Source organism: Streptomyces sp. WZ-12 (assembly GCF_028898845.1).
In the GTDB taxonomy this organism is placed as follows: Bacteria; Actinomycetota; Actinomycetes; order Streptomycetales; family Streptomycetaceae; genus Streptomyces.
This window is the reverse complement of the sequence record NZ_CP118574.1, coordinates 2,608,725-2,628,540: the sequence shown is the minus strand read 5'-3', so window position 1 is coordinate 2,628,540 and position 19,816 is coordinate 2,608,725. Positions and strand designations below refer to the sequence as shown.

General features: G+C 71.6%; 14 protein-coding genes. 5 read left to right on the top strand and 9 right to left on the bottom strand.

Annotated elements, in window-relative coordinates; genetic code table 11:
- Nucleotides 1-185: 185 nt before the first annotated feature.
- Nucleotides 186-3,887: an ABC transporter ATP-binding protein gene (locus PV796_RS10955; protein ID WP_274912765.1), complete on the bottom strand. Its 3,702-nt coding sequence runs from the start codon at nucleotides 3,885-3,887 to the stop codon at nucleotides 186-188.
- A 798-nt stretch (nucleotides 3,888-4,685) separates the two neighbouring features.
- Between PV796_RS10955 and PV796_RS10950 the strand changes: the two genes are divergently transcribed.
- Nucleotides 4,686-5,498, top strand: a complete 813-nt coding sequence (locus PV796_RS10950) for an AfsR/SARP family transcriptional regulator (RefSeq protein ID WP_274912764.1) — start codon at nucleotides 4,686-4,688, stop codon at nucleotides 5,496-5,498.
- Nucleotides 5,499-5,568: 70 nt separating this feature from the next.
- On the opposite strand, the gene PV796_RS10945 is transcribed toward PV796_RS10950, so the two are convergent.
- From PV796_RS10945 to PV796_RS10915, 7 genes are read right to left on the bottom strand one after another with little or no spacing between them, the layout of a single operon-like run.
- Nucleotides 5,569-6,762, bottom strand: a complete 1,194-nt coding sequence (locus PV796_RS10945; RefSeq protein WP_274912763.1) for a hypothetical protein — start codon at nucleotides 6,760-6,762, stop codon at nucleotides 5,569-5,571.
- 5 nt (nucleotides 6,763-6,767) lie between these two features.
- Nucleotides 6,768-8,039 (bottom strand): serine--tRNA ligase, encoded by a 1,272-nt coding sequence (gene serS, locus PV796_RS10940; RefSeq protein WP_274912762.1) that lies wholly within the window; start codon nucleotides 8,037-8,039, stop codon nucleotides 6,768-6,770.
- Between the two features lie 9 nt (nucleotides 8,040-8,048).
- The gene (locus PV796_RS10935; protein ID WP_274912761.1) at nucleotides 8,049-9,275 is read right to left on the bottom strand and encodes a glycosyltransferase; all 1,227 of its coding nucleotides are present in this window, start codon (nucleotides 9,273-9,275) and stop codon (nucleotides 8,049-8,051) included.
- Nucleotides 9,272-10,822: a GMC oxidoreductase gene (locus PV796_RS10930; protein WP_274912760.1), complete on the bottom strand. Its 1,551-nt coding sequence runs from the start codon at nucleotides 10,820-10,822 to the stop codon at nucleotides 9,272-9,274. Before PV796_RS10930 ends, PV796_RS10935 begins: the two co-directional genes overlap by 4 nt.
- Nucleotides 10,819-11,469 (bottom strand): histidine phosphatase family protein, encoded by a 651-nt coding sequence (locus tag PV796_RS10925; RefSeq protein ID WP_274912759.1) that lies wholly within the window; start codon nucleotides 11,467-11,469, stop codon nucleotides 10,819-10,821. The genes PV796_RS10930 and PV796_RS10925 overlap by 4 nt, the downstream gene beginning before the upstream one ends.
- A complete protein-coding gene (gene wecB / locus PV796_RS10920; RefSeq protein WP_274912758.1) occupies nucleotides 11,466-12,641 on the bottom strand; it encodes a non-hydrolyzing UDP-N-acetylglucosamine 2-epimerase in 1,176 nt (391 codons plus the stop codon). Before wecB ends, PV796_RS10925 begins: the two co-directional genes overlap by 4 nt.
- A 56-nt stretch (nucleotides 12,642-12,697) precedes the next feature.
- Nucleotides 12,698-13,783, bottom strand: coding sequence for a hypothetical protein (locus PV796_RS10915; RefSeq protein ID WP_274912757.1), 1,086 nt, complete (start codon nucleotides 13,781-13,783; stop codon nucleotides 12,698-12,700).
- Nucleotides 13,784-14,110: 327 nt separating this feature from the next.
- Here PV796_RS10915 and PV796_RS10910 point away from each other — a divergent pair, with 327 nt between their 5' ends.
- Both PV796_RS10910 and PV796_RS10905 read left to right on the top strand, forming a co-directional pair.
- Nucleotides 14,111-15,160 (top strand): radical SAM protein, encoded by a 1,050-nt coding sequence (locus tag PV796_RS10910; protein ID WP_274912756.1) that lies wholly within the window; start codon nucleotides 14,111-14,113, stop codon nucleotides 15,158-15,160.
- A gap of 135 nt (nucleotides 15,161-15,295) precedes the next feature.
- Entirely contained in the window at nucleotides 15,296-16,546 is a 1,251-nt protein-coding gene (locus PV796_RS10905) for a methionine adenosyltransferase (protein ID WP_274912755.1), read from the top strand.
- Between the two features lie 68 nt (nucleotides 16,547-16,614).
- Here the strand turns inward: PV796_RS10905 and PV796_RS10900 are convergent, their stop codons facing one another.
- Complete coding sequence (locus tag PV796_RS10900; RefSeq protein ID WP_274912754.1) at nucleotides 16,615-18,144, bottom strand: helix-turn-helix domain-containing protein; 1,530 nt, start codon at nucleotides 18,142-18,144, stop codon at nucleotides 16,615-16,617.
- Nucleotides 18,145-18,223: 79 nt separating this feature from the next.
- On the opposite strand from PV796_RS10900, the gene PV796_RS10895 reads away from it, so the two are divergent.
- Both PV796_RS10895 and PV796_RS10890 read left to right on the top strand, forming a co-directional pair.
- Nucleotides 18,224-19,219, top strand: coding sequence for a DUF1648 domain-containing protein (locus PV796_RS10895; RefSeq protein WP_274912753.1), 996 nt, complete (start codon nucleotides 18,224-18,226; stop codon nucleotides 19,217-19,219).
- Nucleotide 19,220: 1 nt separating this feature from the next.
- The gene (locus PV796_RS10890; RefSeq protein ID WP_274912752.1) at nucleotides 19,221-19,580 is read left to right on the top strand and encodes a GntR family transcriptional regulator; all 360 of its coding nucleotides are present in this window, start codon (nucleotides 19,221-19,223) and stop codon (nucleotides 19,578-19,580) included.
- The last annotated feature ends 236 nt before the right edge of the window (nucleotides 19,581-19,816 follow it).

Below are 19,816 nucleotides of genomic sequence, written 5' to 3'. Positions count from 1 at the left end.
ATACAAGCTGGCAGAGGCGTTACGCCGGAGCAATACAGAAATCTGGTTCGGGAATTCACCGGCGGGAGCGAACCGCCCGCCCGAACAGTACGCCCAACTGCCTTTCGGATCATACCGATTGACGATGGTGCGCACTGCACGGGCGCGGGCTCCCTTCGGTTTTCCCCTCTCTGCGCCCCGGCGCACTACGTCCCGGCGCGGGCCGAATCGGCCAGCGGTGGCACCGCGGGTTCCGAAGGGCGTTCCGCGGAGGCCGAGGCGCTCCACAGATCGGCGTAGCGCCCGCCCGCGGCCAGCAGTTCCGCATGGGTTCCGGACTGGGCCACCCGTCCGTCATCCAGCACCACCACGAAGTCGGCCCGGGCCGCGATGTGCAGCCGGTGGGTGACCACCACGGTCGTGCGGTGCCGGGAGAGCAGCCGGCGGGCGCGGTCCACCGCGGCCTCGGCAACCGGGTCGAGCGCCGCCGTGGCCTCGTCCATGATCAGGATGTCCGGGTCCACCAACTGGGCCCGGGCCAGGGCGACGAGCTGCCGTTGCCCCGCCGAGAGGCGGTGACCGCCGTCCCCCACGGCGTGGTGGTAGCCGTGGTCGAGCCCGGCGATCATGTCGTGGGCGCCGACCGCCCGGGCCGCGCGCTCGACGGCGATGTCCTCGGCGTCCGGCCGCCCGTAGGCGATGTTGTCGCGGACGGTGCCGGCGAAGAGGTACGCCTCCTGGGGCACGATGCCGAGCCGCCGGCGATAGCCGACCGGGTCGTAGTCGCGCAGGTCCGCGCCGCCGATCCGGAGGGCGCCGGCGGTCGGCTCGTGCAGTCCGGACAGCAGCTTGACGACGGTGGATTTGCCGGCGCCGGTCCGGCCGACGAGCGCGGTGGTCCGGCCGGGCGGGAGGACGAGGTCGATGCCCGAGAGCGCCTCGTGGGCGGTGGTCGGGTAGGTGAAGGACACCCCGGCCAGGGTGACCGGGCCGTCCAAACGGGCTGGTAGCGGCCGGAGTTCGGCGGCCGGGCGGGGCCGGGGTGCCGGCTCCCGCAGCAACTCCCGCACCCGGTGCAGACCGGCGGACGCCTGCTGGTAGCTGTCGAACGCCTGCGAGAGCTCCTGGACGGGGGAGAAGAACAGCTCGATGTAGAGGAGGAAGGCGGCGAGCACACCGGCGCTCACCGCGCCGCCGGTGACCCAGCTCGCCCCGAGCGCCAGCACCAGCAACGTGCTCAGGTCCGCGAGCAGTTGGACGAACGAGAAGTACCCGGCGAGCTGGACCTGGGTGCGGAACTGGGCGGCGGTGAAGTCCTGGCTGCGGGCCGCGAACTCCCGCTCGCTGCGGCGCTCGTGGCGGTAGGACTGGACCGTCCGCAGCCCGGCAACGGTCTCCTCCAGCGTGGTCACCAGCGCGCCGGCCCGCTCCCGCGCCCGCAGGTAGACCGGGGTGGACTTGGCGCGGTATACCAACGTGGCCAGGATCAGGGCCGGTTGCAGCGCCAGCACGGCGAGGGCGAGCGGGACGTTGATGACCAGCAGCACCACCGCCACGGTGACCAGGGAGAGCAGGCTGAACAGGCCGGTGGTGAGGTCGGTTTGGAGGAACGCCGACAGCTTCTCCATGTCGGCGGTCAGCCGGGTGATGATGCGGCCGGCGCCCTGCCGCGCGTAGTAGTCCGACGGCAGCCGCTGGAGGTGGGCGAACGCCTTCACCCGGAGCGTGTAGAGGAGCCGTTCGGCGGTGCGTCCGCTGACCCGGTCCTTGGCCACGTTGACGCCCCAGGTGACCAGGACGACGGCCAGGCCGGCCAGGGAGGCGGCGGTCAGCGCGGACAGGTCGGACCGGGCGATGCCCTGGTCGATGCCGGTGCGGATGAGGACGGGGAGGGTGAGGATGCCGGCCGCGCTGGCGACGACCAGGGCGAGGGAGAGCGCCAACGGGCCGGCCAGCGGGCGGAGTAGGTGGACCAGACCGAAGTCGGGGGCGACCCGGCGGGCGGCCCGTTCGTCGATGCCGGGGGTGTCGGTGGCGGCGGGCAGCGCGGCCACATCGGGGTTCTGCCGGGCGTCCGCCGCTTCGATGCGCCTTCCCCAGGGGCCGGGGGTGACGGCGGTGAGGGGTGGCGGGACGTCGTGGTCGGGCGGGGCGGTGGTGGCGAGCGGGGCCGTGGTGGCCACCAGGGCGCGGTAGCGGGGGTGGTGTTCCGTGAGCTCCGCGTGGGTTCCGGTGGCGACGATCCGTCCCTCGTCCAGGAGCGCGACCCGGTCGGCGAGCGCCAGGGTGGACTCCCGGTACGCGAGGATCAGCGCGGTCCGCCCGCGCAACGCCTCCTGGAGGTTGCGGTCGATGGCGGCGGCGGTCTCGGCGTCGACGGCGCTGGCCAGGTCGTCGAGCACGACCACCGGGGCGTCGCGGAGCAGGGCCCGGGCGAGGGCCAGGCGCTGCCGCTGGCCGCCGGACAGGGTGTGCCCGCGCTCGCCGAGCTCGGTGTCGTACCCCTGCGGCAGGGCGCCGATGAAGGCGTGCGCCTCGGCGGCCCGGGCCGCGGCGACGACCTGGGCGTCGGTGGCGTCGGGGCGGCCGTAAGTGAGGTTGTCGCGGACGGTGCCGCGGAAGAGGAAGTCGTCCTGGAGCGCGACGGCGATGACGGATCGCAGGGAATCCAGGGGGAGCTGGCGGATGTCCTGGCCGCCGACGCGGATCCGGCCGCCGGTGGGTCGGTAGAAGCCGGTGAGCAGGGCGGCGAGGGTGGACTTGCCGGATCCGGCCGGCCCGACGAGGGCGAGGGTCTCGCCGGGGGCGACCGTGAGGGAGAGGTCCCGCAGGAGGGGCTGGCCGTCGTCGTGCCCGAAGGACACGCCGTCCAGTTCGAGGGCGACCGGGCCGTCCGGCAGCGGGGTGGCACCCTGCGCCCGCGGGGCCTCGGCGTCCCGGGAGGCGGGCCGGTCCGGGGCGTCGCCGTCGATGACCTCGAACATCCGCTGGGCGCTGGCCCGGGTCTGCTGGGCCTCGGTCACCATGGCGGACAGCAGCATGGTCGGCTCCATCAACTGGGCCAGATACGCCGAGAACGCGAGGAAGGTGCCCAGCGAGATGGCGCCGCTGATGGCCAACCAGCCGCCGACCACCATGATGCCGACCTGCCCCAGCGCCGACAGCATCCCCATGAGGGGCCCGTAGTGGCTGCGCAGCCGCACCGACCGCACCCGGGAGGCGAACAGGTTGCGGGCCGCGGTCCGCAACTTGCGCTCCTCCTGGTCCTCCTGGCCGAAGCTCTTGACGACGCGGACGCCGTCCACCGCCCCGGTGACCACCGTGGCGACCGAGCCGGCCTCCTCCTGGGCGTGCCAGGCCGCCGCCGAGACGCGGGTGTAGGCCCGGCTGGCGACCCACCACACCGCCAGGCCGACGGCGACGGCGACGAGCGTGAGCGAGGGCGAGAGCACGACCATCACGGTGAGCGCGCACACGAACAGCAGCGCCGCGCCGCCCATGACCGGCAGGTCGGCCAGCAGCTTCTGCACGGTGGCCGCGTCGGAGGTCATCCGACTGATCAACTGTCCCTTGCCCAGCCGGTCTTGGGCCCGTGCATCGGCGTGCACGACGGCGTGGAACACGTCGGCCCGCAGGTCGTGCAGCACCTCCAGGGAGAGCCGGCCGGCCGCGCGGCGCCGCGCGTAGGAGGCGAGGAAGCCGACCACGGCGACCGCGGCCATCGCGCCGAGCAGCGAGGCGAGCGGGCGGTGGCGGTGGCCGATCACGTCGTCCACGACGGCCCGGGTGATCAGGGGGACGGCGGCGGTGGCGGCCGTACCGGCGAGGGTGCCGAGCACGACGGTGGTCAGGGCGAGCGGGTGCCGGCGGCAGTATCGGAACAGCCTCCGGATCCAGCCGCGGGGCATGCGGGCAGCTTGGCGGTCCACTTGAGTCCTTCACGTCCGTCCTGCGTCCCGGCACGGCACGGCTCGTCGCGGGGTTGGGGGGATTCCTTGACGCGGGCCCGAGCGCGGTCGTTTCCCTTCGCCGCAGACCGGGTTCCGAGGTGAAGGGGGAGGGGAGGGCGCGGCGCCCCGGGGGAGGGGAGGCAGCTCCGCGCGCCCCGTCATGACGCGCTTTCTCCGGGCCGTCCAGGTATCACCGTAACGATCACGAGGCCGGATCTGGAGGCCGACTTCCGGCCACCGGGGCCTCAGGAGTCACTTTCTGCCAATCCTTCACCTCTTACTGCCAGACATATGCAGTTGCGATTCCTTTGCGAAACGCTGGTTTCGGTGGTCCGAAGCCCGGGAATCCCCGCCGGCTTGCCGGTGGCAACGGCGTAACGTTCGCGCCCGGATTCGCCTCCGTGGCACATAGTTTTCGCCCGGACTCCGGGCGGGGCGTGGAACGGCATGTGCGGTGGTGCCGACCGATCTGGCGTGAACCGCACGGCATTCCCCCCGCACTTTCGTGGGTGGCTGGTACACATAGTTGACCCGGAGTCGGCGGTGCCGCACGTCAACTTCCGCCCCCCACCCGCCATTTCGAGCTCTCACTCCATGCCGGCCGCAGACGGCGTGGGCAATCCGCCAGGGCACCGCTCCGGCATTCGACTCTTGTCCCGCGCAACGGGAACCGCTCAGGGTCCCAGGATCGACGTCGGCCATTAAGAACATCTCTGGAGAGCGACGATGGAGTTTACTGTCTTGGGGCCCTTGACCATGTCCCAGAACAGCGCTCGACTTCCCCTCGGCAGCACCAAGCAACAGATCCTCCTTGCGTATCTCTTACTGCACGCCAACCGACAGGTGACGGTGACGGAAATCAGCGACGCCTTGTGGGGCGCGCATCCGCCGGTGTCCGCAGTGAAGAACATCCAGTTGTATGTGGGACGCCTGCGCCGCACGCTGGCGTCGGCCGAGCCCGAGCCGCGGCTGCAGACCGTCGGCAAGGGCTACCTCCTCGCCGCCGACGAGGACGAGATCGACCTCCGGCGCTGCCAGCGGCTCATGCGGTACGGCAACGCCGCCTGGCGCGCCCAGGATTGCGAGCGCGCGGGCACGATGTTCGCCGAGGCGCTGGGGCTGTGGCAGGGCCGGCCGCTGTCCGCCCTCATGGGCACGGTCGCCATGGCGGCGGAGATCCGATGTCTGGAGGAGCTGCGGCTGCTGCTGTCCGAGAACTACTTCGAGGTGCTCCTGGAGGCCGGCCGGCACCGTGAGCTCCTGCCCGACCTGCAGCGCCTGGTCGAGGCCCATCCGCACCACGAACGCCTGCGGCTCCTGCTGATGTTGGCGCTCAGCCGGTCCGGCGACCGACTGACGGCGCTGGCTGTCTATCGGGACGGCTACCGCCTCCTGGTCAAGGAGCTCGGCATCGAACCCTGCCGGGAACTGCGCGAGCTGCACGACTGGATACTGAGCGACACCGTCCCCGCACCGCTGCCGCGCCGGCCCGGCCCGCCGGGCGGCCGCGCCCTGCCGCCCGACGTCAACGCCGAGGTCATCGACGTCACGCTCTCCCCGCTGCACTGACCCAACGCCCCCTCGACGTCACCGGGTTCGCGGCACCGGCCCGGGCCGGTGCCGCGAACCCGGGCCCCGGTCACGCCTCCGCGGTCAGCGCCTCGACGGCCCGGGACACGCCCTCCCAGCCGCCGGCGCGGACCGCGAGGAAGTCGGCGACCTCGGCGAACGCCATGCGCTGGGGCGGCACCGCGATCCCCAGCGCCCCGGACAGCCGGGCGATCGCCCGCTGCTCGATCGCCTCGGCGGCGGTCGCCAGAGCCGCCGCCGGCGCCGCGGTGGGCGTCGCGAACTGCCGCCAGTAGCCGGCCGCATGATCGAGGCAACCGCTCAGATTGATCCCCTTCAGCAGGGACAGGGCCAGCTCGTCGGCGAGCCGTCGGGCGTACCGCCGCGGGCCGCGGCTGCCCGGCGTCACCCCGAACAGCGACAGCAACGCCAGGGTGCGCGCCCGGTCGTTGACGACGCCGCCGCCCTTGACGCCGGCGAGATAGATCGGCGAGAGCGCCGCGTGGTAGCCGTGCACGCCGGTCGCCGTCGAGAGGATGCGCTCCAGGGAGAACCCGCAGTCGATCACGGCCAGCGAGCGGTCCGCCGCGTCCGCGACGCGGTAGTACCAGTTCAGCTCGCCGATCTCCACGCCGGCGCAGTTCACATCGGCCCGGCGCCCCTCGTACGGCCCGTACGCGCAGTCCTCGTCGGTGAGCGCGATGGTCACGTCACGGGCGTGGATGCCGATGGCCGACAGGCCGTCCAGCCAGATGTCGAGATGGTGCGCCAGGCGCTCCACGAGATCCGGCCCGCCCACCTCCAAGGACGAGAGGTTGACGAACGAGGAGGAGACGCCGTCCTCCCGCCCCGCGGTCGGCAAGTACTGCCAGCGCACGCACGGTTGGGCCAGGACGTACGGGCCGACCGGGGCCGGCGCCCCGTCGTGCACCACCGGGTCGAGGTGTTGCAGGGCCGAGACGACCAGATCGGTGTCGCGGGCCGCGCTCGTGAGGTCCGGCATGGCCGACGGGGGCACGCCGCGGCCCGCGAGGGCGCGGCGCAGGCGCTGCCACTGCATCGACGGCGGCCGGGGCGGCCTGGCCGCGCCCCGCACACCCGGGTCCGCCGGACGGGAGCCGGGGCACCAGGGGCTCTGGCAGGACCGGTGCCACTTGCTGAAGTAGGTGCGTCCGCAGTGGTCGCACCGTTCCCGGAACCACTTGTTGGCGAGGAGGTAGTCGGACAAGGCCGCGTCGAAGCGGGATGTGGCAGCGTGGGTCATGTCTCCTACCGGACCATGGGTCGCTGTTGTTCCACCGGGCGGACCGGGATGAGGTCGGTGCCGAGGTACGGCGCCAGGAGCTTGGGCACCCGGATGGAACCGTCCTCCTGCTGGTAGTTCTCCATGATCGCGATGATCAGGCGGTCGCAGAACCCGGTGGCGGAGATGGTGTGCGGGAAGCCCTTCTCCCCGTCGATCTTGTAGCGGATGCGGCCGCGCCGCGCTTGGAAGTCCCCCATGTTGGTGTTGGAGGTGGTCTCGCGGTACCGCTCCTGGAAGGGCAGCCAGGCTTCGGTGTCGTACTTCATGCGGCCGGGGGCGCCCAGGTCCTGCGAGCCGGTGAGCACCACCTGGTAGGGAATGCCGAGCTCGCGCATCAGCCATTCCTCGTTCTCCAGGCAGAGTTGGTGGTAGCGCTCGCTCTCGGACGGGTGGCAGTAGATGAGCTGCTCCAGCTTGTAGAACTGGTGCACCCGCAGGATTCCGGCGGTGTCGCGGCCGTAGCTGCCGGCCTCGGTGCGGAAGCACATGGAGTCGCCGAGGTAGAGCAGCGGGAGCTGGGTGAGCATCTCGCCGACGTGCATGCCGAGCAGGGACTGCTCGCTGGTGCCGATCAGGGACAGGTCGGAGTCGTTGACCGTGAAGTTGTCCTTGTCCTGGAACGGCAGGTAGCCGGAGGCGTAAAGGGTCTCCCGGCGGGCCAGGTAGGGCGGCGAGACCAGGTCGAAGCCCTGCTCGCGGGCGCGCTTGGTGAACAGGTCGGTCAGCGCCATGCGCATCTGGACCGCCTCGTTCATCAGCAGGTAGAAGCGGGAGCCGGCGACGTTCACCCCGCGCGGGATGTCGATGGTGGCGGTGAGCCGGCCGAGTTCCTCGTGGGAGCGGGGGGCGAAGTCGAAGCTGGTCGGTTCCCCGACGACCCGGACGACCTCGTTCTTCTCCTCGCCGCCCACCGGGACCCGCGGGTCCAGCATGTTGGGCAGCCGCTCCAGGATGTGCCCCAGCTTCTCCTCGATGCCCTCCAGTTGGGCCTCCAGCCGCGACCGGTCCTCCTTCAGGGCGTTGGCCTTGCGCCGGTGCTCGTCCTTGTCGGTGGCGTTCTTCCACTCACGCCCAAGTGCCGTGATGTTGTGCCGAGTTTCGTCGAGGAGGCCGGTCGTCTCGCGGCGTTCCCGATCGAGCGAGACGATCTGCTCGATGTCCACTTCGTATCCGCGGCGCGCACAGTTCTCGGCGACGGCATCCGGATTCTGGAGAATGAACTTCAAGTCAAGCAACGGTTTACCCTAACGATGTTCTGTCTCGGCACGGGGCTCAGCGCCGACCAGGCCGAGAAAGTTCCCATAAGCGGCCAACTCGGCGTCGGCGACGGCACCCCAGGAGCTGTAGCCGGTGGCGAATTCCGTGGCCGCGGTGCTGGCGGACTCCAGCGTGTGCGCTGCGAGAAGGTTGTGGAGTTCCCCTGCCATGAGCGAGCGGGAGGCGAACGGCACTCGACGAACCGCCGGCGTGGTGCCGTAGACCGCGCGGGTGAACGGCACGTCGTAACAGACCGCCGGCAGGCCGCCGGCCAGCGCTTCGAGCAGGCACAGAGAGAAGGTATCAGCCGAGATCGACGGGTAACAGAAAGTTCTGGCGGAGCCAAGGGCGCGGTATTTCTCCTCGCCGGTCAGCCATCCGGCCAGGTGGATCGCGTCGCGCAGGCCGTAACGGTCCCGGGCCGCAAGGAACTTCCGTTCGACGGCGGCGTTCTCGAAGGAACCGATGACGAGCATGCGGGCCTCGGGCCGCAGTCGGCGCAGCCGGCGCATCACGTCGAGCAGGTGGAACAGCCCCTTGCCCGCGGTGAGTTTGGCCATGAAGGCCACGTCGTAGGTCTTCTCCACGTCGGCGGCGGACCGGATGGCGTCCAGGTCGACGGCGTATCCCGGCAGGGCGTGGACGGTGGGGGCCTGCGGGAAGTAGCCGTGCAGGTAGACGCTGACGGTCTGATTGATCATCACTCGGGGCAACGTCCGCAACAGCCCCACCTGGTGGACGTGGGTGAAGAGGTAGCGCAGCGCGTGGCCCCGGCGCTCGGTGGCCACCCTGCGGCACAGGTCCCAGGCGAACGAACGGGTCGGGCGGGCCATCGCGTCCAGGAACGGCACCGAGTGCGGCATCACCAGGAACGGGACGCCCGCGCGCGCCAGGACCGGCGGCAGCGCGTGCATCAGGTCCCAGATCTCCCGGTAGAGCACCACGAGGTCGGGCCGCTCGTGGCGGACCAGGCCCTCGATCCGGCCGACGAGCCCGGGCAGGTCCGCCACGTTCCAGCCGCGCAGCGCGAACGGCAGTGGATGGGCGCGGACTTGGCTGGTCTCGATGGCGCGGCGACAGGTCTCGTCGGCCTCCCCGAGCATGCCCACCACGACCTCGGCGCGCCGGCTCAACTCCGGTAGGACGCTGGCGAGTCGGGTGACCGGGCCGCGCCCGCTCTCCACGTCGACGTCGCTGATCAGCAGGATCTTCATGCCGCTTCACGCTCCAACTCCCCGCCGCGGGCCCGGTCTGCGAGCAGGTCGCAGGCGCGGGCGGCGAGGGCCATGGTGGTCAGGGTCGGGTTCTGCCAGCCGGCGGTGGGGAAACACGCGGCGTCGGCGACGAGGACGTTGGGGACCCGCCAGAGCCGGTTGTCGGGGCCCACGACGGAGGTGTCCGGGTCGTCCCCCATGGCGGCGCCGCCCATCTCGTGGACGGAGGACCCCGGCGCCAGCGGCGCGTCGGCGACCTCGGTGAGGTGGAAGCCGGCCGCCTCGGCCATCTCGGTCATCGCGGCGATCTGGTGGGCGAACATCGCGCGCTCCGGCGCGTGGTGGGCGAGCCGGACGTGGGCCTGCGGGATGCCCCAGGCGTCGGTGGTCTCCGCGAGGGTGATGCGGTTGTCGGCCCGGGGGAGCACCTCGCCGCTGGCCCACATGCGGAACGGCACCCCGCCGCTGGCCGACGCCCACCGGGCGCTCCCGGCGTTGAGCGGCAGTGTCTCCGGGGCGAAGACGGTGATGCCGTAGCCGCCCGGGAAGCCGCGGTCCGCGCCGGTGGCGAAGTCCGGGATGTGGCACACCGGGACGAAGCCCGGCTCGCTGCGGGGGCGGGGCGCCGCGTCCAGGTCGGGGACGGTGCCGCTGACCGCGGCCCCGGCGAGGTGGTCGAGGAAGTAGCGGCCGAGCCGGCCGGAGTCGCCGCCGAGCCCCTCGGGGTGGTGCCGGGTGCGGGTGTTGAGCAGGATGCGGACCGTCTCGATGGCGGAGGCGCACAGCACCACGACCCCGGCCCGCTCGCGGTGGATGGCGCCGGTGCGGCGGTCGACGAAGACAACTCCGGTGGCACGAGCGCCGGTTGCGTCCAGTTCGAGGTGGGAGACGACCGCGTCGGGGCGCAGCCGTACCCGTCCGGTGCGCTGCGCCGCGGAGAGCACGGACCCGGCCTCGGCCCGGGCGACCCGGCTGGTGACCAACTGCCGCTCGGGCCACCGCGCTTCGACGGCCGCGGCCAGCCGGGCCTCACCACGGGTCATCGGCTGCCGCCGGCCCGCGGTGGGCGGCGGCGCGGCCGGCGTGTGCTCGCCGCCGCCGGTGACCTCCAGGAACGCCTCGACCCGGGAGTAGTACGGGTCCAGGGTGTGGTGCCGGATCGGCCAGGCGCGGCGGTCCCGGCCGGCACCCCCGGTGGCGGCACCGCCGAACTCCCGGTCGGACATCCGCAGGCACACCCCGGCCCAGAGCGGCAGCCGGCCGCCGAGTTGGCGGGAGCGGAACCAGTGGTACGGCAGCCCGTCCGGCGTCCGGTAGGGGTTGTCGAGGTCGTCCACGAAGAGATGGCTGTTGGCCGGCTCGTAGGCGGAGCAGCGGGACTGGACCGGCTGTCGGCTGCCGTCGTGGGCGGCGCGGTCCACCCGGAGGTCGCCGGCGACCAACGGGCCGGCCTCCAGGACGAGCACCTCGATCCCGCGCTCGGCGAGCGTCTTCGCGGCCCAGCCGCCGGCGGCGCCGGAGCCGACGACCAGGGCGTCGGCGGTCATCGCGCCACCGCCCGGCCGGCGTTGCTGCGGTCGGCGGGCCGGTCGAACTGGCGCCGGCCCTCCGCCACCAGGCGCCGCAGCTCCTCCTCACCCAGGACCAGCGGCTCCAGGTAGGGCGCCTCGGGGAAGACGGGGAGCGCGGTGGTGGCGCCGACCGGCGGGTGCGGGCCGGCGAGCCAACGGGCCACGGACCCGAGCAGCCCGTGGCCGACCACGAGCCGCGGTCCGGGCAGCGCCAGGCAGTCCAACAGGCCGTCGAGCATGCGCAGTACGCAGCCCCGCCAGGATTCGGTGCCGCCCGGCGGCACCGCGTCCCAGCCCGCCTCGACCAGCCAGGCACCGTACGTCAGCCAGGGCCCGCCCTCGAAGGAGCCGTAGTCGACCTCGTTGAGGCGGTGGTCGGGGGTCATCGGCACCCGGGCGCCGGGCAGCAGCAGTTGGGCGGTTTGCAGGGTGCGGCCGAAGCCGCTGGTGCGGCAGGAGGCGATGCCGGCGAGCCAGTCGGCGTCGGCGTACTGCCGGCTGGCGGCGCGCCCGGCGTCGTCGAGGGGGATGTCCACGTGCAGGGCGCCGTTGACGACGTGATGGGCGCTGTAGGCGGTCTGCGCGTGGCGCACGAGGTAGGTGGTGTTGGCGTCGCTGTTCACAGGGGGTCCCCTTCGGCCATCGACACGGGCTGGTACTCGGACACCGGTTCGTCGGTGAGGCCGAGCAGGCGGGCTACGGCGGCGACGCAGCGCCGGGCCGCGTGACCGTCGCCGTACGGGCTGATCGCGTTGGCCATGGCGGAGTGGCGGGCGGCGTCCCGCCAGAGCGTCTCGATGCCGTTGCGCACCCGGGCCGGTTGGGTGCCGATCAGCAACACGCCCCCGGAATCCACGCCTTCTTGACGCTCCGTCACCTCGCGGAGGACGAGCGCGGGCGTGCCCAGGCCCGTGCACTCCTCCTGCACCCCGCCGGAGTCGGTGACCACCAGGTGGGCGCGCTGTATCAGCTTCAGGAAGGTGGCGTAGGGCTGCGGCGGGACCACGATGACGTTGTCGCGGTCGCGCAGCGCGGGTATCAGCGCGGCCCGCACGGTGGGGTTGGGGTGGACGCAGGCGACCACCAGCATGTCCGGGTGGCGGTGGGCGACCTCGGCCACGGTCTGCGCGACGCGCTGCATGGACGCCCCCCACGACTCGCGGCGGTGGGTGGTGAAGAGCAACAGCCGGCGCGGGTCGGTATCGAGGGCCGCCAGGTCCGGGTCGGTCCAGTCCGGCGCGGTGTCGAGCATCTCCCGCATGGCGTCGATGACGGTGTTGCCGGTGACCACGACGGTGTCCGGCGACACGCCCTCGGCCAGCAGGTTCGCCTTGGCCTCCGGAGTGGGGGCCAGGTGCAGGTCGGTGACCAGCGAGGTGACCCGCCGGTTGATCTCCTCCGGGTAGGGCGCCCATCGGTTGCCCGACCGCAGGCCCGCCTCGACGTGCGTCAGCGGCACCATCCGGTAGAAGGCCGCGAGGCTGGTGCTCAAGGTGGTGGTGGTGTCGCCGTGGGTGAGGACGGTGTGCGGCCGGCACTTCTCCAGGGCCTCGTCGACGGCGCCGAGCATCGCGCCGGTCAGCTCGGCCAGGGTCCGGGTGACCCGGCGCACGCCGAGGTCGAGGTCGGGGGTGATGGCGAACTCGGCGAGGACCTGGTCGAGCAGGTCGGTGTGCTGCCCGGTCGAGATCACGACCGGCTCGAAGTCCGGGTTCCGGCCGAACTCCCGGATGAGGGGGGCCATTTTGATCGCCTCCGGCCGTGTACCCACGACCAGTGCGACACGGCGTTGCATGGGTGCTCCCTTGTGTGCCACGGGTGACCCGACGTCCGTTCTCGTGGGCCGGTCGGTCAGACGAGCAGGCGGATCCAGTTCTCGGGAATCGGTCGGCCCGCCTTGACGCGGCCGAAGAACGCGAGCGCCTGGTGGGCGAACATGGCGCACCAGGTGTTGTAGCGGGCCCCCGCGTTGCCGGTCCGGTCGAACCACGTCCCGCCGTGCGGGTCGACGTGGCTGACCAGGACCCGGGCGATCTCGTCGAGGCGGTCGGTGTGCCGCCCGTCGAGTTCGCCCCGCCCGGCGAGCACCGAGCCCACCCGGAGCGCCTGCGCCAGCACATCGCTGCGCACCCGGCTGGACGGGTCGGCGGCCACCTCGCGCAGCACTCCGCCGTCCGCGTGGTCGAGCAACTCGTGGTAGCCGTTGAGGAGTTCGTCGTGGTACTCGGAGTGCCCGGCCACCTCGGCCTGGAGCAGGCCCTCCAGCGCGTAGAGCGCGGGGTGGCTCATCGCGGGCAGCCTCCCCTTCAGACCGGGCGCGTGCCGGGCCAGCGTCGCCCGTGCGGCCCGCACCGTCGTGGAGTCCTCGCCGGGCCCGGCGAGCGCGAGGGCGCCGCCGGCGACCTTGAGCAGGTGCGGCCCGGGCGCGGTGGACCAACGGTCGGGCAGCGCACCGGTGTTGGCGTGCGGCAGGCAGGAGAGCCAGGAGCCGTCGGCGTCCCGCAGGGAGCCCAGGAGGGCGGCGGTGTCGGCGCGGGCGTGCCGGACGGCCGGCAGGTCCGGCGCCCCGGTGGCGGCGAGGCCGCGGTGGACCATGCCGAGGTCGAAGGCGAACAGCGCGGCGTTGCGCCAGTCAACGTCCGGCTCGGTGCCGGGGCCGAGGTAGTCGCGCGTCCGGGGCCCGCCGGGGCGTCCGAGTTCCCGCTGGAGCCAGTAGGCGGCCGCGCCGTACCGCCGCGCGATGTCCTCGTCCGTGCCCGGCTCGCTCTCCGCGACGAACGCCAGCCAGCTCAGGTAGTAGCCGGTGATCTCCGGATAGACGTACTCGCCCGCGGTGCTGGCGCCGCGCCCGCCGACGACGCCGCCGGCGTGCGGGCCTTGGGTGATCTGCGGACGGTCCAGCAGCCAGCGGCGCAACGCGCTGGTGTGAGTTTCCATTACCGCTCTCTCTCCGGCCCGGCCGGGTGCGTCGGCCGGGGCGAGCCAGACAGGGCGCCGCCGGCGGCCGGCGGGCCCTGCGACATCACGGACTTGACGGTGACCTCGATGCGGTACCGGCCCGCTCCGCCGGCGGAGTTGTCGCCGCGGCGGGCGGTGCGGTTATTCGTCGAGGAGCGCACAATAATTCTCGACAGATTGCCGATGCCTGTGTCAAGCGTTGATCGACAGCTCAAAGGCCGGCTATACCAGGGGTATTGCGAAGGTATACCGCCGATATCCCACCGCTATACCGCGGTTATACCGGCGGTGGGTAGTGTCGGCGGTATGACGGATCCACTCGCGGCGAAAGTGCGGGAGCTTCGCATTGTCGGCCTGCCCCGTCCGGTGCCCAAACGCATGAGCGTCCAGATCACCAATCTGTGCAACTCCCGGTGCACGATGTGCTCGATCTGGGAGATCTACCGGCAGAACAAGGGGCTCTATCACGAGGAACTCACGGGTGCGGAATGGTTCCGGGTCGTGGACCGGGCCATCGACCACGGCGTGACGTCCATCGACATCACCGGAGGCGAACCCTTCCTCAAGGAAGGGGTGGTGGACCTGCTGTCCCTCATCGTCAGACGGACCGGTTTCACCGCGGTGACCACCAATGCGCTCCAACCGGTGCGCATCCTCGGCATGGTGGAGTCCGTGCTGGCCCAGGCGCCCGCCGACTCGCTGTTCGTGGTCAGCGTCTCGCTGGACGGCTTCGCCGACACCTACGCCGAGATCCGCGGGGTCAAGAAGGGCTTCGCCCGCGCCGAACGGCTGCTGCGCGGCCTCGGCAAGCTGCGCGAACGGTATCCGCAGCTCAACCAGCAGATCAGCTTCACGATCATGGACTCCAACGTCGACGAGCTGCCCGACCTCATGGCGTACGCCCTGGAGAGCGGGCTGATCCGCGAGCCCGACGACTTCACCTTCCGGCCGGTGGCCTCCGGGCACTATTACGCCCAGGAGAACAACGTCGAGAACCGCGACAAGCTGGTGCGGACCGTGACCGAGCTGCGCGACAAATACCAGTTCAAGCGCACCCTCCCGTTCATCGAGAAGATTCCGCAGAGCGTCACCGAGCCCGGCCGGATGATTCTCCCCTGCTATGCGATGTTCGCCTCGATGTGGATCGACCCCTACGGCGGGGTGGCGCCCTGCGTCACCATGACCGAAGACGTCCTCGGCAACGTCAAGGACCACGACCTCGATATCCTCCCGGTCTGGCACAGCCAACAGGCGCAGGACAGCCGCGACAAAATCGGCAAGGACAACTGCGCGATCTGCTGGACGGACTGCCAGGCCATGGAGAGCATCGAGTACGAATCCGCGGGCACTTCATAACTCGCCGCGAGATCAACCATTTTGCCGCGTGAACCGACCGGCTCCCGAAGGCAACTCACCCCGTCCAACACATTCCATTCCGGGCGGATTTCAACGTAGTCGAAACAACCTCCTTCGAACTCTGGGAGAACTGCCTTGCGCCGCACCACGAACGAGATCGACGGCAGCCACGTTGTCATTGAGCTGGGGGGCTGTGTGCCCAGCCGCGTTTCCATGGTCGAGCGCAAGGGGCTCGGCCACCCCGACACGCTCTCCGACCACCTCGCCGAGCGCCTCTCGCAGGTCTACAGCCACTACACCCGCGAGCGGTTCGGCGCCGTGCTGCACCACAACTTCGACAAGCTGGCGCTGCTCGGCGGATCCAGCGAAGTCCGGTACGGCGGCGGCGAGATGCGCGACCCGGTCCGGGTGCTGGTCAACGGCCGGGCCGCCTACGCCTGCGGCGGCGAGGAGATCCCGGTCCACCGGCTGATCGAGGACACCGTACGGGCCTTCTTCGCCGAGCGCCTGCCCGAGCTCGACGGCGGGCTGAGCATCGAGTTCAACATCACCAGCAACTCCAGCCCCGGTGCCGTCGTCACCGAGGCCAACACCGGCGAGCGCACCCGCTGGTTCGCACCCAGCTCCGTCGAGGACCTGCGCGAGCGCCGGGTCCTGGTGGCCAACGACACCTCGCTCGGCACCGGTTGGGGCCCCGCCAACCCCTTCGAGTCCTTCGTCCGCGAGCTGGTGGACCACCTCTCCGGTGACAGCGAGTTCACCCGCGCCCACCCCTGGTGCGGCTCGGACGTCAAACTCATGGGCTACGCCGACGGCGAAGAGGTCGACGTCGTGCTCTGCGTCCCGCAGAAGTCCCGCTACGTCGCCAACCGCGAGGAGTACCTCGCCAACAAGGAGACCGTGCTGGCCGAGTGCCGGAAGCTGGCGGACCGGCTGCTGCCGGAGACGACCGTGCACTTCCGCATCAACGTCCGCGACATCCCGGAGAAGGACGAGCTGTACCTGACCTACACCGGCAGCTCGATCGAGTCCGGCGACGAGGGCGTGGTCGGCCGCGGCAACCGCGTCAACGGCCTCATCACCCCGCTGCGCCCGATGAACATGGAGGGCGCGAGCGGCAAGAACCCGGTCTACCACGTCGGCAAGCTCTACAACCTCGCCGCGACCCGCCTCGCCAACCGCCTGGCCGAGGAGACCGGTTCCTACACCGAGGTCCACCTCGTCAGCGCCACCGGCCAGCGCCTGGACCGCCCCTGGCGCGTCCTGGTCCGGACCGCGGACACCGACATCCAGACCGACAAGATCCAGGCGATCGTCATGGAATCCCTGGACGCCTTCCCCACCCTCACCGACGAACTCGTCAACCAGGGCGTCCTGCTGGCCTGACCGCCCCCGGCCCGTCACCCCGGCTCCCCAGGCCCGTCAACGGCCCGTGGGGAGCCGGGTGTTATCGGCTAGATGTCCCGGAAGATCTCGATCTGGGCGCCGATCGAGTTGAGGCGTTCGGCGAGGTCCTCGTAGCCGCGGTTGATGACGTAGACGTTGCGGAGGACCGAGGTGCCCTCGGCGGCCATCATGGCGAGCAGGACGACCACGGCGGGGCGGAGCGCCGGGGGGCACATCATTTCCGCGGAGCGCCAGCGGGTGGGGCCGTCGACCAGGACGCGGTGCGGGTCGAGCAGTTTGACCTGGGCGCCCAGCCGGTTGAGGTCGGTGAGGTAGATCGCGCGGTTGTCGTAGACCCAGTCGTGGATCAGGGTCTGGCCCTGGGCGCTGGCCGCGATGGCCGCGAAGAACGGGACGTTGTCGATGTTCAGGCCCGGGAAGGGCATCGGGTGGATCTTGTCCAGCGGGGCCTGGAGCTTGGAGGGGCGGACCGTCAGGTCGATGAGCCGGGTGCGGCCGTTGTCGGCGTGGTACTCCACGCTCCGCTCGTGGTCCAGCCCCATCTCGTCCAGGACGGCCAGCTCGATCTCCAGGAACTCCACCGGGACCCGACGGATGGTCAGTTCCGACTCGGTGACCACCGCGGCCGCGAGCAGGCTCATCGCCTCGACCGGGTCCTCGGACGGCGCGTAGTCCACGTCGCGGTCGATCTTCGCGACGCCGTGGACGGTGAGCGTGGTGGTGCCGATGCCGTCGACCCGGACGCCCAACTCCTCCAGGAAGAAGCAGAGGTCCTGGACCATGTAGTTGGAGGAGGCGTTGCGGATGACCGTGACGCCGTCGTGCCGGGCCGCGGCCAGCAGGGCGTTCTCGGTGACGGTGTCGCCGCGTTCGGTCAGGACGATGGCGCGCTTGGGCGCGACGCTGCGGTCGACCTCGGCGAGGTAGGTGCCGTCGGTCGCGGTGATCTCCAGACCGAAGTGGCGCAGCGCCGTCATGTGCGGCGTGACGGTGCGGGTGCCGAGGTCGCAGCCGCCGGCGTACGGCAGCTTGAAGTGGTCCATCCGGTGCAGCAGCGGCCCGAGGAACATGATGACGCTGCGGGTCCGGCGCGCCGCCTCCAGGTCCATGGCGGCCAGGTCGAGTTGGGCCGGCGGCACGATCTCCAGGTCGTTGCCGTCGTTGATCCAGCGGGTGCGGACGCCGATGCTGCCCAGCACCTCCAGGATCCGGTAGACCTCCTCAATGCGGGCCACCCGGCGCAGAGTTGTCCGTCCGGCGTTGAGCAGCGTCGCGCACAGCAGCGCCACGCAGGCGTTCTTGCTCGTCTTGACGTCGATGCTGCCGGACAGCCGGCGCCCGCCGACCACCCGCAGATGCATCGGCCCGGCGTACCCGAGCGAGACGATTTCGCTGTCCAGGGCCTCGCCGATGCGGGCGATCATCTCAAGGCTGATGTTCTGGTTCCCGCGCTCGATGCGGTTGACCGCACTCTGACTGGTGCCCAGCGCGTCGGCGAGCTGCGTCTGTGTCCAGCCACGGTGCTGCCGTGCGTCACGGATGAGCCTGCCGATGCGTACGAGGTAGTCGTCTGCCATGAGGTGACCGTATCTCAGATATGAGATGCATGCGCCATCGCCGGTTGTTCTACTACTATGCAAACAACTGGAGGTCGCCATGAAGGTTGCCATGAACCGCTCCATGCCGTCCGGCCCGCCGGCCAACGCCCGCCAACGGGGCTGGATCGCCGCCTTACCGTTCATCCTTGCCACCGTGCTGCTCGGTGGCTGCTACGCCCTGCTCGCCGGCCGCCTGCCCGAACGGATGGCCACCCACTTCGCCTTCGACGGCCGGCCCGACGGCTACTCCTCGCCGCAGGTCTTCGTGTTGGCCTGCCTGGTGCCGCTGCTCGGCCTGGGCGCCGGCACCGTCCTGCTCGTCCAACGGGGGCTGCCCGCGCGCAGCGTGCGCTGGACGATCGTGACGGGTTACTTCACCGCCGGGCTCCTCGGTCACCTCGGCGTGCTGACCCTGTTGCGCAACGCCGGCGCCGCCCCCGACGGGGTCCGACTGTCGGGCTGGCAGCTCGCCGTGGCCCTGGCGGTGGGCGTCGCCGTCGGTGGGCTGGGCTGGTTGCTCGCCGGGGCCGACCCGGAGTCGCCCCGCCCGGAGGCCGGCACCGCGCACCGTCTCCACCTCCCCGCCGGTACCCGCGCGGGTTGGACCCGCACCATCAGCTCGCTGCCGCTGGCCGCGCTGGCGGGCGTCATGGCGTGCGCCGGGATCGTGTTGGGCGCGTCCACCGGCTGGGTCGCCGGCGCCGTCATGGTCCTCGGCGGCCTGGCGGTCGCGGCCCACTGCTCCATGCGGGTGACCGTCGACCGGCGCGGGCTGACCCTGACCCCGACGCTGCTGCCGGTGCCGCTGCACCGCATACCGCTCGGCGAGGTGACCGAGGCCACCAGTCGCCGGATCTCGTCGCTCGCCGAGTACGGTGGCTGGGGGTACCGCATCCGGCCCGGTGGCAGCGGCCTGTTGCTCCGTTCGGGGGAGGGCGTGGTGCTGCGGCTCACCAGCGGCCGGGAGTTCGTGGTCACCGTCGACGACGCGGCGACCGCCGCCGCCCTGCTCAACACCTATCTGGACCGCCGGCGTTCCGGCGAAGGAGGCTGACGTGCTGTTCCGCGTCGACCCCGGCTCGTCCGTGCCGCTCGGCGACCAGATCGCCGGCTCGGTCCGCGGCGCCATCGCCGACGGCTCGGTCCGCGCCGGGGAACGGCTGCCCGCCGCCCGCGCGCTCGCCGCCTCCCTCGGCGTCAACGTCCACACCGTGCTGCGCGGCTACCAGCGGCTGAAGGAGGAGGGCCTGATCGAACTCCGCCGCGGCCGGGGCGCGGTGGTCACCGGAGCGGCCTCCCCGGCCCGGGCCCGCCTCGGCGAGACCACCGAACGCCTCATCGCCGAGGCCCGCGGCCTGGGCCTCACGGACGAGGAGATCGTGCGGGTGGTGCGGTTGGGGTTGGGCGGGCAGTGAGCGCCAACGCCCCGTCGGTGGTGGGGCGTTGGCCTGGTGGGAGACCGCCGTGTCGGCCGCGGCGTCGCCGGCCGGTGCGCAAGTACCCGCCGCCCCCCGTCCGTCCGCGCCCCGAACCGCCCGCGGCCTTAACCCCTCCACGCCCGAGAGGCCCAACCTCGCCAGCCGCACCGGATCGGCCCGGACGTCGATCGGCACCACCTCCGGGTCCGGCACGGTCGGCAGGCCCTCGAAGT